12 protein-coding genes are annotated in these 14,862 nt (G+C 70.3%); 7 read left to right on the forward strand and 5 right to left on the reverse strand.

Annotation, left to right across the window (positions count from 1 at the left end; genetic code table 11):
- The first annotated feature begins 36 nt into the window (after positions 1-36).
- Positions 37-273: a hypothetical protein gene (locus ACFWIW_RS06790; RefSeq protein WP_378367527.1), complete on the forward strand. Its 237-nt coding sequence runs from the start codon at positions 37-39 to the stop codon at positions 271-273.
- Between the two features lie 48 nt (positions 274-321).
- Here the strand turns inward: ACFWIW_RS06790 and ACFWIW_RS06795 are convergent, their stop codons facing one another.
- Positions 322-1,212, reverse strand: a complete 891-nt coding sequence (locus ACFWIW_RS06795) for an EamA family transporter (protein WP_378367528.1) — start codon at positions 1,210-1,212, stop codon at positions 322-324.
- Positions 1,213-1,291: 79 nt separating this feature from the next.
- Between ACFWIW_RS06795 and ACFWIW_RS06800 the strand changes: the two genes are divergently transcribed.
- Positions 1,292-2,167 carry a LysR family transcriptional regulator gene (locus ACFWIW_RS06800; RefSeq protein ID WP_378367529.1) on the forward strand — a complete coding sequence of 292 codons (876 nt, stop codon included), beginning with the start codon at positions 1,292-1,294 and terminating at the stop codon, positions 2,165-2,167.
- 146 nt (positions 2,168-2,313) lie between these two features.
- Here ACFWIW_RS06800 and ACFWIW_RS06805 read toward each other — a convergent pair whose 3' ends face one another.
- Positions 2,314-2,901: a TetR/AcrR family transcriptional regulator gene (locus ACFWIW_RS06805; RefSeq protein ID WP_378367530.1), complete on the reverse strand. Its 588-nt coding sequence runs from the start codon at positions 2,899-2,901 to the stop codon at positions 2,314-2,316.
- An 83-nt stretch (positions 2,902-2,984) separates the two neighbouring features.
- Between ACFWIW_RS06805 and ACFWIW_RS06810 the strand changes: the two genes are divergently transcribed.
- Positions 2,985-3,935 carry an NADP-dependent oxidoreductase gene (locus tag ACFWIW_RS06810; RefSeq protein WP_378367781.1) on the forward strand — a complete coding sequence of 317 codons (951 nt, stop codon included), beginning with the start codon at positions 2,985-2,987 and terminating at the stop codon, positions 3,933-3,935.
- A 99-nt stretch (positions 3,936-4,034) separates the two neighbouring features.
- Here the strand turns inward: ACFWIW_RS06810 and ACFWIW_RS06815 are convergent, their stop codons facing one another.
- Positions 4,035-4,895, reverse strand: coding sequence for an NAD(P)-dependent oxidoreductase (locus ACFWIW_RS06815; protein ID WP_378367531.1), 861 nt, complete (start codon positions 4,893-4,895; stop codon positions 4,035-4,037).
- Between the two features lie 11 nt (positions 4,896-4,906).
- Positions 4,907-5,788 (reverse strand): NAD(P)-dependent oxidoreductase, encoded by an 882-nt coding sequence (locus ACFWIW_RS06820; protein WP_378367532.1) that lies wholly within the window; start codon positions 5,786-5,788, stop codon positions 4,907-4,909.
- A gap of 83 nt (positions 5,789-5,871) precedes the next feature.
- Between ACFWIW_RS06820 and ACFWIW_RS06825 the strand changes: the two genes are divergently transcribed.
- The 4 genes from ACFWIW_RS06825 (at position 5,872) to ACFWIW_RS06840 (ending at position 13,131) form a co-directional block, all read left to right on the forward strand.
- Complete coding sequence (locus tag ACFWIW_RS06825; RefSeq protein ID WP_378367533.1) at positions 5,872-9,060, forward strand: BTAD domain-containing putative transcriptional regulator; 3,189 nt, start codon at positions 5,872-5,874, stop codon at positions 9,058-9,060.
- 147 nt (positions 9,061-9,207) lie between these two features.
- Positions 9,208-11,784, forward strand: a complete 2,577-nt coding sequence (locus tag ACFWIW_RS06830; protein ID WP_378367534.1) for an FtsX-like permease family protein — start codon at positions 9,208-9,210, stop codon at positions 11,782-11,784.
- Positions 11,777-12,469, forward strand: coding sequence for an ABC transporter ATP-binding protein (locus ACFWIW_RS06835; RefSeq protein WP_378367535.1), 693 nt, complete (start codon positions 11,777-11,779; stop codon positions 12,467-12,469). The genes ACFWIW_RS06830 and ACFWIW_RS06835 overlap by 8 nt, the downstream gene beginning before the upstream one ends.
- Complete coding sequence (locus ACFWIW_RS06840) at positions 12,466-13,131, forward strand: ABC transporter ATP-binding protein (RefSeq protein WP_378367536.1); 666 nt, start codon at positions 12,466-12,468, stop codon at positions 13,129-13,131. The genes ACFWIW_RS06835 and ACFWIW_RS06840 overlap by 4 nt, the downstream gene beginning before the upstream one ends.
- Positions 13,132-13,193: 62 nt before the next feature.
- On the opposite strand, the gene ACFWIW_RS06845 is transcribed toward ACFWIW_RS06840, so the two are convergent.
- Positions 13,194-14,822, reverse strand: a complete 1,629-nt coding sequence (locus tag ACFWIW_RS06845; protein WP_378367782.1) for a tannase/feruloyl esterase family alpha/beta hydrolase — start codon at positions 14,820-14,822, stop codon at positions 13,194-13,196.
- Between the last annotated feature and the right edge of the window lie 40 nt (positions 14,823-14,862).

The raw sequence follows: 14,862 nt of genomic DNA on the forward strand, positions 1-14,862 counted from the left end.
TTTCTGGAAACGCGACGTTACTGTACCGTCGGCCGTATGGACCTCCTGGCACCCCTGGCGGCGTTTCTCAGCCTCCCCCTCTTTCTGGCCGGGTTCGCGTGGTACGCCGTCCGTGCCCGGCGGTGCGGTGTCAGCCAGTCCCTGCTCGCGCCGATCGAGGAGATCTGGGATCCGATCTCGCACAAGACGAATATCGAAATCCAGATCGAGGCCGAGCGGAGTCCGGAGACGCCATCCCCCGGTGACCCGCCCGACCTCAGCATCCGACGGTGAAATGCCGGTCCCGCCCCGGATTCTCGAGTTCGCCGACGATGGCGATCCTCATCGGACGGCGCTCTTCGGGGTGATCTGGCCCGCGACGATCGAGGCCAGCGCGAGCGCGAACCCGGCGAGCTGGATCAAGCCGAGCGACTGACCGAGAAGCGCGGCGCCGAGCAGCGCGGCGACCATCGGCGAGAGCAGGCCGAGCACGGCGACCGACGTGACCGGCAATGACGTGATACCGCGGAACCACAGGACATAGGCGAGCAAACCGCCGATCAGGCCGAGCCAGAGGTACCCGAGCGCGGCGTTCAGGTCGATCGCCGTCGGTGCCCCTTCGAACAGGAAGGTGACCGGCACCAGGAACAGCCCGCCCGCGGTGAGCTGCCACGAGGCGAACGCGGTCGGCCCGACGTCCGCCGGACGTCCCCACCGTTTGGTGAGCGTGACGCCGAGCGCCATCGTCGCGGCGCCGCCGAGCCCGGCGATCACACCGAGGACGTCGAAACCCGCCGCCGGCCCGAGCACCACCAGCCCGACACCCACGATCCCGACGATCCCCCAGGCGAACCGCCACGCGGACGGGCTCTGCCGCAGTACGGCCACGGCGAGGATCGCGACGAGCAGCGGCTGGGCGGCGCCGAGTGTGGCGGCGACCCCGCCGGGCAGCCGTTCGGCGGCGACGAACAGCAGCGGGAAGAACATCCCGATGTTGAGGACACCGAGCGCGCCCGCCTTCAGCCACCAGGTGCCGCGCGGGAGGGTGCGGGTGATGGCGAGCGCGATGAGTCCGGCGGGCAGGGCACGCATCAGCCCCGCGAACAACGGATGCCCCGGCGGGAGGAGTTCGGTGGTGACCACGTAGGTCGTCCCCCAGACCATGGGGGCGAAGGCGGTCAGCGCGGTACCGGCGAGACCGGCGGTGAGCGGGGTGGTCGTCAGCGTTTTCACGCTTCTCAGCTTCGGCGCTGCCGATCAATGAGTCCAACACATGTTTGTCACTTGATCCATCGTGATTCAAGATGGATCCATGGAGCTTCAGCAGATGCGGTACGTCGTGGCCGTGGCGGAGACGAACAGCTTCACGCGGGCCGCGCAACGGTGTCTCGTCGTGCAGTCGGCGCTGAGCCATCAGATCGCCCGGCTGGAACGGGAACTCGGCGCACGGCTGTTCGACCGCACGAGCCGCCGGGTGCGGCTCACCGCCGCGGGCGAGGCGTTCCTGCCCGCCGCCCGGCAATGCCTCGAGGCCGCCGAACGAGCGGGATCGGAGGTCGCCGCGGCCGTCGGCGAGATCCGCGGGCGGCTCACGGTCGGGGTCATCCCGACCGTCGCGGCGGTCGACGTCCCGGCCGCGCTGCAGACCTTCCGCGGCCGATACCCGCACGTCAGGATCGGGCTGCGGGTCGGGGCGAGCGGGCAACTGGTCGAGCAGATCAAGGACGGCGCGATCGAGGTGGCGTTCCTCGGCCTCCCGGTGACCGATCGGCCGGACGGCGTGGGCACCCGCGAACTGGGCCGCGACGATCTGATCGCCGTGGTGGCTCCCGGGCATCCGCTCGCTGTCGAGTCCGAAGTGGACTTGAAGCGGCTTTCGTCCGAAGTGTTCGTGGACTTCCCGCCGGGATCGGCGGGGCGGGCGCAGACGGACCAGGCGTTCGCTGCGGCGGGAGTGACCCGAGAGGTCGCGTTCGAGGTGACCGCCGCCGACTTCATGGCACGGCTCATCCATCAGGGACTGGGCGTGGCTCTGCTGCCGTCGAAATACGTGCCGAACCTGACCGGCGTGGTCACCGTGCCGGTGCGGGACGCGCCCGCGCGGATCGAGCACCTGGTCTGGAACCGCTTCACCGTCACTCCGGCGGCGAAGGCGTTTCTGGAGGTGCTGGGCGTCGGCGAGGAGTAAAGGACGGCAAGGTCGCATGCCGCGAGCCGGTCAAGGATCTCTACTGTCCATAAGGGACCGGAACCGCGGCCGAAGTGTCCGATTCAGGCGTTTGGCACGTCTTTGCGATCGGGTCGTGAGCGTTTGTGTCGCTCTGACACCCTTTGCTACTCACGACCCTGCGCAGCGACAGTCGGAGCCGGCAGTGTGACCGCCTCTCGCAGCTCGGCGGCGGCCTGGGTCATGAGCTGAGCGAGGGTGGTGTCCGGCTCGGCCAGCCAACGGGGCATGACGCGCCGGTGGATCGCCAGCACCACGTCGATGATGAAGCGTGCTTTGCCTGGCTCGACGCCGCGGCGCTCGAGCGCCGGCACCAGCGCGTCGGCGATGTCGGCGAGCTTGATCAGATCGCGCTCGGCCAGTGCCGGGTTGGCGGCGATCACTCTTCCCCGGCGCAGCAGGAAATCGCGTGGGCGGAAGATCTCCTCGGCGGTGCCCAGTGCGGTCAGCAGCGCCTCGATCGGAGTGAGACCCGGGTCGGCCGCCTCGACTTGGGCGACGAGGTGAGCCTCGAGTTCGTTGCCTGCGAAGAGGACTTCCCGCTTGTCGGGGAAGTAGCGATAGAAGGAGCGTTCCTTCAGACCGGCGGCGCCCGCGATCTGCGCGACCGAGGTGCGCTCGAACCCCTGCGTCTCGAACAGTTCGAGCGCCGCGCGTTCGAGCCGGCCCTGTGCGTCGGATTCCCATCGTGGCATAGCCACCAGAGTACGACAACAGAAGCTGTCATCACCTGGTACGGTCAATGACAACAGATGCTGTCATCAGCTGGGAGATCATCTTGAAGGCTCTGCAATTCGACCGGTTCGGTTCCCCGGACGTGATCGTGCTCCGCGACGTCCCACAGCCGGAGCCTGGGCCCGGCCAGATCCGGATCGCCGTGCGGGCGTGCGGCCTGACGCCTGCCGATTGGCACGTCGTCGACGGTCTCCTCGCCGACCGGCTGCCGCCGCTGCCGCGCGGGCTCGGCCTCGAGGTCGCGGGCACCGTCGACGCGCTCGGCGAGGGCGTCGACGGCGTCCAGGTCGGCGACCGCGTGTTCGGCCCGGCCACCTTCGACGGCCCGACGGCCGGCGCCGCCGAGTACGCGCTGATGCCGGCCTGGGCCCGCATTCCCGAGGGCGTCACCGCCGAGCAGGCCGCCGCGCTGCCGATGGCGGCCGAGACGGCGTGGCGCGCGCTCGACGACCTCGGCGTCCAGCCGGGCGAACTGCTGCTCGTCCACGGTGCGGGCACCACCGTGGGCGAAGCGGCGGTGCGCTTCGCGCTGCACCGGGGTATTCGGGTGATCGCCACAGCCGGGCCGACTCGGGCCGCCGTCCTGGAAGGGATCGGTGCCCAGGTGACCGCCTACGGCGAGGGCATGGCCGAGCGCGTCGGCGCACTGACCGAAGGCCCCGTGGACCGCGCCCTGGACGCCGCGCCGACCGGTGGCCGGATCGACCGCGCCGACCAGCCCAGCCCGGCAGGCGGCTCGCTACCGACCTTGATCGAGCTGACCGGGGATCCCGACCGTGTCCTCACCGTCTCGGATTTCGCCGCCGCGGCCGAACTGGGCGTCCGGATCACCACCGAGATCCGCTACGACCAGATGAACGAGTTCGCCAGGCTCGCCGGCGAAGGCGTCCTGGTCGTACCGGTCGCCCGCACCTACACACTCGACCAGATCCAGGAAGCGGCCGAGCTCAGCCGATCCCGCCGGCCCGGCGGCAAACTCATGCTCGTCCTGTGATCGGGCCCGTTCGGCAGAGCCAAGTACATGAAGGACCCCTTCCTGTTCCTAGGCGCAAGGAAGGGGTCCTTCATGTACTGGAGAGGCGAGCCAGGGGCCTTACTTGCCGTCCGCCTTGATGATTTCGAACAGGCTGGTCCACGAACTACGCCCATGCCCTGCCGCGATCGCCCGGTCGTAATGCGATTTGATCGCCTCCGGCAGGGCCAGGTCGACGCCGGCGTCCCGGCTCGCCTGGACGATGTGGTCGGCCGTCGCACCCATCATCGTGACGTTCGCGTCGTCGCCGGGGTGGTCGCCCTTCTCGATCTGCTCGGCCGCGGCGTCCAGGTAGTAATCGATCGTCTTGAAGTTGTCCTTGGCATACGGGACGAACTTCTCCACCGAAACCCCCGCCGACCGAATCAGCGCACCGGCGTGCAGGAACACCGAAAGCGAGGTCAGGAAGATGTCCAGCTGCGCCTGGTAGAACAGCTGCGCCAGCCGGACGTCCTCGCCGAGGAAATCCGGCCGCCCGATCAGCGCCAGGGTTTCGCGGTGCTTCTCGAACACCTCGGTGGGACCGCTGAAGAAGACGTACGCACCCTCCTTGCCCACCAGTTCGGCGGGCACCATCACGCCGCCGGAGACGAACCGCGCGCCGCGGGCCTCGACCCATTCGGCGGCTTCGCGGGTCTTCTCCGGGGTGTCCGAGCTGAGGTTGACGATCACCTTGCCCGCCAAGGCGTCCTCGGCCTTACCGAGGATGTCGTACATCGCGGCGTAGTCGGTGAGGCTCAGCAGCACCAGCTCCGACGCCGACACCGCGTCCGCCGGTGTCTCGGCACGCACGGCACCGGCGGCGACGACGCCGTCCGCCCGTGCGGCCGTGCGGTTCCAGACGGTCACTCCGTGGCCGTTCTCCAGGAGCACCCGGACCATGGCCTGTCCCATCGGGCCGAGCCCGATCATTGTGATCATTGTGTTTTCCCTTACTTCTTGAGGAGTTCGATGACGCCGATCAGGTCTTCGGCGCCGTGTCCGTCGGCGACCCGCTTGTCCATCAGCGACTGGAGCGGCGTGAGCAACTCGGCGCTGATGCCCTGGTCGTTCGCCGCCCGCGCCAGGTTGGGGTAGGCGGCCGCCTGCATCCCGATGTTCGACACGACATCGGTCAGGTAGTCGCCGTCGTCGATCTGTTCGGCCGAGCGCTCCAGGAAGCCGCCCATCGCGTCCAGCCAGCCGCGGAGCAACGGCGCGAATTCCCGTGCCTTGACCCCGGCGGAGCCGACCAGCGCGTACGCCTGGATGACGCCGACGAAGTACCCGTACATCCCGCTGAGCAGCGCGATGTCGTGCAGTGGCGCCAGTCCGGGGTCTGCGCCGAGGTAGTTGACGCCGCCGAAGGTGTCGAGCGCGGTGCGGGCCCGGCCGAAGACGGTGCCCGATCCGCTGTAGAAGATGAACGCCGCGGGCGTGCCGATCATCGGCGGGACGGCCATGATCCCGCCGTCCAGGTAAGCCGCGCCGTGCTCCTCCGCCCAGGCGCTCATTTCACGCGCCTGGCCGGGGGTGCCGTTGGTCAGGTTGATCAGCTGCCGTCCCTTGAGCTCGGCCGCCACCGGGTCCAGGACCTCGTGCACCGAGTCGTAGTCGAGCAGGCAGGCGATCACGATCGCGTTCTCGTCCGCCGCGAGGGCCTCCGAGACCGTCGAGGCGACCGAAGCACCCTTCGCCGCCACTGCCTCGGCCCGGCTCGCGGTCCGGTTCCACCCGGTGACCGGATGGCCTGCGGTGAGTAGTGCTTCTACGAGCGCGCTTCCCATCGCGCCCAGCCCCAGTACCGTCACCGGGGTCTTGCCGTGTTCGCTCATGGGACCACCGTGACGCGGCCCGCGCACGAATCGCTGCGGGTTCACGCACGGTCTTGTCGGTGGTCCGCGCTAACGTCGGTTTCGTGCGATTCGGAGTGCTCGGGCCGCTCGCCGCGTGGACGACCGCGGGCGAGCCCGTCGTCGTGCCCGAGGCGAAGGTCCGCCTCCTGCTCGCCGCGCTGTTGTCCCGCGAGGGCAGGGCGGCGTCGGTGTCGTCGTTGACCGACGATCTCTGGGGCGAGCACCCGCCGGGCAATCCGGGCAACACCCTGCAGACCAAGGTCTCCCAGTTGCGCCGCGCCCTGGACAAGGCCGAGCCGGGCGCCAGGGAGCTCGTGACGTACCAACCGGCCGGCTACGTCCTCGCCGTCGAGCCCGGCGAGCTGGACGTCCATCGGTTCCGCGCGCTCACCGCCCGCGCCCGCGACGCGGTCGACCCGCGCGCTCGCGCGGCGCTGCTGGCGGACGCGCTGGCGTTGTGGCGAGGGACTGCCTATGCCGGCTTCGAGGACGAGCCCTTCGCCGTCGCCGCCGCTCAGCGGCTGGAGGAGGAAAGGCTGCTCGCCGAGGAGGAGCGCGCCGAAGCCCGGCTGGCGCTCGGCGAACACGGCGTCCTCACCGGGGAACTGGCCGGTCTGGTCTCGCGGAATCCGCTGCGAGAGCGGCTGCGCGGCCTGCTGATGCGCGCGTTGTACGCGGCCGGACGGCACAGCGAAGCGCTCGAAACCTATGCCGAGCTGCGCACCCGGCTGCGTGACGAGTCCGGGCTCGAACCGGGCCCGGACCTCGCGGCCCTGCACCAGGCGATCCTCACCCGCAGCCCGGAGCTGGAGCCGGATCGCGCCGCCGAGCCGGTGCGCGGAAACCTCCCCGAGGCGCTGACCGAGCTGATCGGCCGCACGACCGCGGTCAAGGAGGTCGGTGCGCTCGTCACCGACGCGCGGCTGGTCACCCTCACCGGCCCCGGCGGCGTGGGCAAGACCCGGCTCGCCATCGAGGCCGCGTCGAAGCTCGCGATGGCCGACGGCACCTGGCTCGTCGAGCTGTCGGGCCTGGACGTCGTCGAGTGCCCGACGTGCCCGCCCGAGGATCTCGTCGCCGTCGTCGTCGCGGCCGTGCTGGATCTCCGAGAGGAGGCGACGTCCACCGGAACGCTGACCCAGTCGATGGCCGCGGCCTTACGGGACAAGGAGATCCTGCTCGTACTGGACAACTGCGAGCAGGTCGTCGAGCCGGTCGCGGCGCTGGTGGAACGGCTGCTCGCGGCGGTACCGCGGTTGCGTGTGCTCGCCACCAGCCAGGAACCGCTCGGGTTGCCAGGGGAGAACGTCTGGGCGGTACCGCCGCTCGAACTGCCCGATCAGCCGGATTTCGCCGCCGTGCGGGAGTCGAGCGCGGTCCGGTTGTTCACCGCCCGTGCCGCGGCGGCCGCGCCGGGGTTCGCGCTCGACGCGGAGAACGCGGCGGTGGTCGCCCGGATCTGCCGCACCCTCGACGGAATCCCGCTGGCCCTCGAACTCGCCGCCACCCGGGTCCGCACACTCGGCGTGCACGAACTCCTCGCCCGCCTGGACGACAGGTTCGGCCTGCTGTCCTCGGGCAGACGAGGCGGGCCGCGCCGCCAGCAGACCCTCCGCGCGATGATCGACTGGAGCTGGAGCCTCCTGAGCGAGCCCGAACAGATCGTGCTGCGCAGGCTCGCCGTCCACGCCGAGGGGTGCGGGCTCGACGCCGCCGAGTCGGTCTGCGCGGGCGGCGAGATCGCCGCCGGAGACGTCTTGGATCTGTTGTCCCGGCTCGTCGACAGGTCGCTGGTGGTCAGCAGGCCGGGCAGGTCCGGCGAACCGCGGTTCCGGCTGATGGAGTCGGTCGCGGCGTACGCCTTGGACCAAGCCGGGCGAGCGGGAGAACTCGACGACCTGTACTTGCGGCACGCCCGCTTCCACGTCGAGCTGGCCGAACGTGGCGACGCGGGATTGCGCGGCCGGGAACAGCGTCGCTGGCTCGACAGGCTGGACGCCGAAGGCGCCAACACCCGCCGAGCGCTGGAAACGCTGCTGAGACAAGGAGAACAACGGCTCGCGGCGCGGCTGGTGAACGCGACGACCTGGTTCTGGTTCCTGCGCGGACGGCTCACCGAGGCCCGGCGCTCGCTGGACCTCGTGCTCGGCACGGAGGTCGGCGCCGGCGACGAGTACGCGCAGGCGCTCGGCTGGCGCACCGGGATCGCCGTGCTCGACGGCACCGGAACGGACGCCGCCGTGGAGGACGCCGTTCGGGCCATCGCCGATCCCGGTGTCCGGGCGCGGATGTCGTGGTTCCTCGGCTACGCGTGGTCGACGGTCGGCGACCTGTGCCGGGCGGAGAAGCTCACGCTCGACGCGCTGGAAACCGCCCGCGACATCGGTGACGACTGGAGCGCGGCGGCCGCGCTGAGCGAGCGGGCGTCCCATCTGATCTCCGGTGGCGACCTCACCGGAGGTGGCAGGCTCGCCGCGCAGAGCGCCGACGTCTTCGACGGACTCGGCGAACGCTGGGGCTGGCTGCAGGCGTCGTTCGTCCTCGGCATGCTGGCGTCGATCGCCGGGGACTACGAACACGCCGCCCGCGTCCATCGGGAAAGCCTCCGCCGCGCGGAGGAGCTCGAGCTGTGGCCGGAAGTCGCCTACAAACTGTCCTGGCTGGGCCGGACAGCGCTGCTCACCGGCGACTTCGAGGAAGCGGACAAGTTCCACGAGCGGGCGAGGGTGCTGGCTGTCGAACACGGCTTCAAACCCGGTGAGGTCTACGCCGAAACAGGGCTCGCGCTCGGCGCGCGACGCCAGGGACGGTTCGACGAGGCCGAGCAGCGCCTGCTGTCCATACTGGACTGGCATCGCCGGGTGGAGTCGGAAGCGGGCAGCACCCTGGTCCTCGCCGAGCTCGGGTTCATCGCCGAACAGCGCGGAGACACGGTCGCGGCGAAACGTCTCCAGCTCGACGGCCTCGCGATCGCACGCCGCAGTGAGGATCCCCGCGCGATCGCGCTCGGTCTCGAAGGTCTCGCCGGCGCGGAAGCGGCGGCGGGCTCGTATCGCCTGGCCGCACGGCTGCTGGGGGCGGCCGCCGCTTCCCGCCGCTCGGTGGGTGCTCCCCTGCCGAAGGCCGAACGCGGCGACGTCGACCGGATCACCGGTGTCGTGGTCGCGGCGCTCGGAGAAACCGCATTCTCGGCGGAGAGCGAGGCGGGTGAGGCCACGACGATCGATCAGTTGGTGACGGACAGTCAGTAGTCATGCACCCGTATCACCACAATGGACCATGCCTTACTTCACGTCAGCAACAAACGGTGATTTCTTTCTGTTGCCCAGGCGCCTCGACCGGTAGCGTGCGTATCCATGCGGGTGAGGTGGGGGGCTCCCGGCGGGCCCAGGGTGACAATGCCGTGGCGAGCTGCTCCGAAGGCGGCACTGACCAGTCCTCTGACCTTGATCATCGCCGCGGTGACCGCGTTGCTGGCCTGTTTCCTCGGCACCGCCGCCGTCCTGCAGGCATCGGCCGCGGGCGGCGCGGCCGTCACGTACCAGTCCGAGATCGTGTGCCCGGACTACTACGGGCCCGTGTTCAGCAAGGACAACGTCCCCGCCGCGGTCGCTCCGCAGGTGATCGACTCGGTCCGCCGCAACGCGCCGGCGCACGGCTTCCCCGCGCCGGTCACCTCCCGCTACACGCCGTTCCTCTTCGGCACCGAGTTCAACGGCGACCCCAACTACAAAGTCGTCCTCGCTCACCGGGACCAGGCTCTTGAGGGCCATCTCGATCTGGCGGGCGGATCGACGGGCGCCGGATTCCTGCTCGGCACCGTCGTGGCCGGGGCCGAGCACATCAAGGCCGGCACCACCCCGAGCATCAAAGGCACCCAGATCCCCCCGGTGACCGGGCTGTACCGCGATCTTCCCGACCCCGCGCCGCGCTGGTGGTGCTCGCAACAGCGGAACGCCGTCGTCAGCAGGCTCGCCAACGACCCGCTCGACTCGGTCATGTTCGCCAACGACGGCAAGACCTTCGACGACACGATCCGCGCGCTGAACGTCCCGACGATCAAGACGCTCCACTTGTCGTTCTACGAGGCCCCGCCCAAGACGGTGAGCGAGGCCGAGGACCGGCAGGAACGCGGCAAAGCCCTCATCGCCGCCGTCAAGGCGGACCTGGGTTCCCGCGGCCTCGGCGACGCGATCATCGGCTCGCTGCCGTTCGAGCGGTCCGTGGAGATCAGCAACCAGGCGGAATCGAACGTCCTGATCTCGATCCTGCCGCTCGCGGCCATCAGCATCCTGGTCGGCTGCGCCGGGATCGGCACAGTCGCCCTGCAGTGGTACCAGCGGCGTCATCCGCAGCTGCGGTTGCTGTCGGCCCGCGGCAGCGGTCCGGGAGCGCTCGGGCTGCTCGCGGTGGCAGAGCTCGGGCTCCCGATCGTCGCGGGCGGCGTGGCGGGCGGGGTGCTGGCCCGGCTGTTGCTCGGCGTATACGGGCCACCGGGTGAACTGAACGACGGGGCGACACTGTGGGGGTCGCTCGTCGCGGCCGCGATCCTGCTCGTCTCGCTCGCGCTGCTCGCCGGCGTGATCTCCGTGCGCACCCATCGGGAGTTCGAACTCGGCCGGGTCCGCTCCGGACGCCGCAAGAAGGTGCGGCTCCTGGCGTTCTTCCCGTGGGAGCTGCTCACCGCCGGTGTCGCCCTGCTCGGCTGGAACCGGCTCGTCGACTACAGCAAGGGATCGCGGATCGGCAACCCGCTCCCCCAGGTCGATCCGCTCGCGCTCACGTACCCGGTGTTCGTCGTGCTCACCGTCGGGCTCGTCGCCGCACGGCTGGCCTGGCTCGCCCTGCACGCGTCGCATCGCGCCCGGCTGTGGTCCCGTCCCGCGCTGCAACTGGCCATCCGGCGGCTCGCCAGCGCCCGCGCCCCGGTCACCGGCGTACTCGTGATCGGCACGCTGGCCATCGGGACACTGGCCACGGGGATCGGCATCGCCCGAGGCCAGGAAGAGGCGCTGCAGACGAAGTCCGCCATCTTCGTCGGGGCCGAGACCAGGGTCGACACCGAAAGCGTCGTCGGCACCGGGAAGGTCGCGCTGCCCGCCTCGATCAGCGACAGCACCGCGATCGTCGGCGAGCTGACCGGTTCCGGCAACGTCGTACTGGTCGTGGATCCGCGGACCTTCCGGCACGCGGCCACGCTCGGCCCGCTCGACGACGCGGAGGTCGACCGGCTGCTGGGCGGTCTGTCGAGCCCCGGCGCCGGTGTCCCGGCGATCCGGATCGGGAACGACCCGGCGCAGAAAGCCACCTTGCCGTCAGGTCTCGGGGACGCCAGGGCGATCGGCGAACTGCCGATGTTCCCGATCATCGGCACCAAGGCCGGGTACGTGGTCTCCCGGGATTCGCTCAGCGAGGCGCAGCTGCGCACCGTGCCCAAGTGGAGCCTGCTGTCCAGCTCGTCGATGACACAGGTGACCGAGGCGCTGGCCTCGGTGGGGGTGATGACCGCGGTCAACCGCGTCACCCGCGAGTCCGCGCTCGACGCGCTCCCGTTCTACGTGGTGTCGTGGACGTTCTCGTTCATGGCCCTGCTCGGTGCCGTGCTCGGTGTGGTGGCGGTGCTGTCGCTCCTGGTCGCGGTCGAAGTCCGCCGTCGCCAGAACGCGCTGGCCGGGGCGCTGGTGCTGCGGATGGGGATGCGGCCGCGTGCCCTGCTGGCGAGTCACCTGATGGAACTGGGCGCGCTCAGCGGGCTCGCCGTGGTGATCGGCGTCGTCTGCGGTGTGTCGGTCGCGGGGCTTTCGGTGCCGCGCTTCGACCCGGCGACGTTCCTCCCGCCGCAGTCGGCACTGCCCGACCCGACCCCGCTCGCCCTGACCGTACTCGCCGTCGGTGTGCTCGTCGTGGCGCTGGCGGGCTGGATCGCGATGCGCTCGGTGCGCACCGCCCGGACCGCGGAGTTGATCCGTGCCTGAGAAACCGATCTTCCGGCTGCGTGGGATCGGCGTCGACTACCAGACGCCGGCGGGTACGGTCACCGGCGTCGACGACGTCACCATCGACATCCCGGCGCGCGGGATCACCGTGCTGGCGGGACCGTCCGGCTCCGGGAAGTCCACCCTCCTGCGGACGCTCGGCCTGTTCGAGCAGCCCGTACGGGGAACGATCTCCTTTCAGGGCACCGAAACCGGAAAGCTGCGGCATCGTGACCGGCGGGCGCTGCGACGGACGCACCTCGGCCTGGTGTTCCAGAACCCGACCGACAACCTGCTCGCGTATCTGAGCGTCGCCGACAATCTCCGCGCAGCGGCGGAATCGGCCGGAACCGAATGCCTTCCCGACGACATCCTCGATCAGCTGGGGCTCGGCGGAACGGGTAGCTGGCGGATCTCCGCGCTGTCGGGCGGGCAGCAGCAACGCCTCGCGTTCGGCTGCACCCTCGCCCGCCGCTCGACCGTCGTGCTCGCCGACGAGCCGACGTCCCAATTGGACGAAGCCTCGGCCGACCGGGTGCTCGACACCCTGAAATACCTGGCGGGTCAGGATTTCGCCGTCATCGTCGCCTCGCACGACGACCGGCTCATCGAACTCGGCAGCCGGGTGGCCCGGATGCACAAGGGCAGACTGGAAAAGGTCGAAGAACGGGAGGTCGTGCCGTGACGGCGGAACCCGCCCTCGAGGCCGTCGGGTTACGCCGCCGGTTCCCCCATCCCAGCGGGGACGTCGAAGTCCTGCGCGGGCTCGAACTGCAGGTGGCCGCGGGCGAGCTGGTCACCGTGTCCGGCCGGTCCGGCTCCGGCAAGAGCGCGTTGCTGGCCCTGCTGTGCGGTTTCGACTCGCCGGATTCCGGCAGCGTCCTGCTGGACGGCGTCCCGATAGCGGGCGCGCCGCCATGGCACACCTGCGCCGTCCTGCCGCAGGCGCTCGGCCTGGCGAACGAACTGACGATCGCGGAGAACGTGGCGCTACCGTTGCGGCTCCGGTCCGACGTCCCCAAACCCAGCGCGAAGGACATCCACACGCGCGTTTCGGAACTGCTGGAGGAACTCGGGATCGGCGACCTCGGCGACCGCTACCCGCTCGAGGTCTCGTTCGGGCAGCAGCAGCGGGTCGCGCTCGCCAGGGCGGTCAGCGGGCGGCCCCGGGTCCTGCTCACCGACGAGCCGACGGCGCATCTGGACGCGGGGAGCACGCCACGGGTGCTGCGGCTGTTGCGGCGCTGCGCCGAAGAGGGCGCCGCGGTCATCGTGGCGACGCACGACGACGAGGTGCACCGGATAGCGGACCGGCGGGTCCGGCTGCTGGACGGCGTCCTTTCCTGACTCGTGAGTGGTAAGGACGGTTCTAACCGTCCTTACCACTCACGAGACGCGCCGCGACACCTTCAGGGAGCGACCGGGCCCGGCTTGCCGTACAGCCCGTTTCCCGCCCAGTTCACAAGATCGTGCGAAGGCCGCGAAGGCGGTGCGGGCACGAAGTTCGCGGCGTCGTCGACGCTTCCCGTGCCGTCGTACTTGGCCTGCAGCGGATACGGGAACACGGGCCGCGTACGGAAGACCTTGCCGTCGGCGTCGCGGCCGGTGGCGATCGTCCGGTCCGGTGCGGTGCCGCGCTCGACCCAGGAGACCAGTTCCTTCAGCGGGTCGTACTCGGTCAGCTTGTCGCCGGTCGCGCAGTGGTACAGCGCGGGAACCATGAACAGCCGGGCCCAGTTCGACGTCGCGGCGGGGCCGCCGTTGGCGCGGGTGAGCCGCTCGTAGTAGTCGATGGTGCCCGCGGCGGGGATCGCCTGATCCGCCCAGCCGTGCCAGATCACGAGTTTCCCGCCCGCGCGGCGGAATTCGCGCAGATCCGTCGACATCGCGTTGGAGCGGATGCCTTCCGGGGTCAGCCGGTCGAATTCACGGGAGGTGAAGGCGAATTTCCCGACCGACGAATGCGGTGTGCCGATCGGGTAGGCCATGTACTTCAGGTAGTTGTCGGCGAGTGCGTGCGCGAACGGGATTCCACCGGTTTCCGGCGACGGAATGATCCAGCCGTACCACGAGAGTTCGGAGCCGACGGTCTGGCCGCCCGGGTACAGCTTGCGGCCGCGTTCGTCGGTCGGCGGCGCGTAGATCTTCTTCGTGGCGGCCACCTGCGCCGCGGTGAGACAGCCCGCGTTGTCGGTGCCCGGCGGGCAGGCGATCGTGGCCGGGTCGAACCGGCAGGTGCGGGGGTCGTCGATGGCGCCGTCGCCGAGCCCGTCGGACTTGTCGCAAGAGGACAGTGCGGCGGCGTGCAGCGCCGGGAGTTTGTCCGCGGTCAGGATCGGCTTGCCGTCGGCGCCGGTGTTCACCTTGGCGAGCCAGGTCTGGTACACGCCGAGCAGCGGTCCCCAGTATCCGGCCGGCGCACCGGCGACGATGCCGTCGAAGTCGTGCGGGTAGCGCTGCGCGAGCAGCAGCGCCTCGCGGCCGCCGTCGGAGCAGCCGCTGAAGTACGACTTCTTCGGCGGAGCGCCGTAGAACGCCGTGATCAGCCGTTTGGACGCCTTCGAGACCACGTGCGGCGCACGGAACGCGAAGTCGTCGCGGGCGGCCTGGTCGTTCTCGGCCCACTTGCCGTCGTCGACGATCGCGGGGGTCTTGCCGACGTGCCCGTCGTCGGTGGCCGCGACGGCGACGTCACCCCCGTGCGGGAGGCCGCAGTCGGCGAACGGCGGCGTGGTGACCACCCCGCAGAAGCCGCCGCAGCCGAACTGCAGGTACCGGCCGGCGTAGGTCTTGGTCGGCAGCCGCAGCTGGAACCGCACCGCTGGCTCCACATAGCCGCGGACGTCGCAGTTCTCCGGTTCGGTCGCTGTCGCCGGTACGACGGTCGCGGTCTCGACGTGCGTGGTCGCGCCGGGAACGTCGTAGGTCCGCACCAGGTCGGCGCAGGTGCGCACCGGGCGGATGGTCGTTTCGCCGGCGGTGGCCGCCGGAGCCGTGAGTATCGAGCCTGCCGTGATGAGCGCTGCCACGCCGAGCATGGACAACCGCCGCATGTCCCCACCCCAGTTTCCCGGATCG

Source organism: Amycolatopsis sp. NPDC058340, from assembly GCF_042723975.1.
GTDB lineage: Bacteria > Actinomycetota > Actinomycetes > Mycobacteriales > Pseudonocardiaceae > Amycolatopsis.

What these genes read in the sequence shown, in the direction of transcription:
- ACFWIW_RS06790 (WP_378367527.1), top strand. Translation starts at nt 37, where the DNA reads ATGGACCTCCTGGCACCCCTGGCGGCGTTTCTCAGCCTCCCCCTCTTT.
- ACFWIW_RS06800 (WP_378367529.1), top strand. Translation starts at nt 1,292, where the DNA reads ATGGAGCTTCAGCAGATGCGGTACGTCGTGGCCGTGGCGGAGACGAAC.
- ACFWIW_RS06805 (WP_378367530.1), bottom strand. Translation starts at nt 2,901, where the DNA reads ATGCCACGATGGGAATCCGACGCACAGGGCCGGCTCGAACGCGCGGCG.
- ACFWIW_RS06815 (WP_378367531.1), bottom strand. Translation starts at nt 4,895, where the DNA reads ATGATCACAATGATCGGGCTCGGCCCGATGGGACAGGCCATGGTCCGG.
- ACFWIW_RS06820 (WP_378367532.1), bottom strand. Translation starts at nt 5,788, where the DNA reads ATGAGCGAACACGGCAAGACCCCGGTGACGGTACTGGGGCTGGGCGCG.
- ACFWIW_RS06830 (WP_378367534.1), top strand. Translation starts at nt 9,208, where the DNA reads ATGCCGTGGCGAGCTGCTCCGAAGGCGGCACTGACCAGTCCTCTGACC.
- ACFWIW_RS06845 (WP_378367782.1), bottom strand. Translation starts at nt 14,822, where the DNA reads ATGCTCGGCGTGGCAGCGCTCATCACGGCAGGCTCGATACTCACGGCT.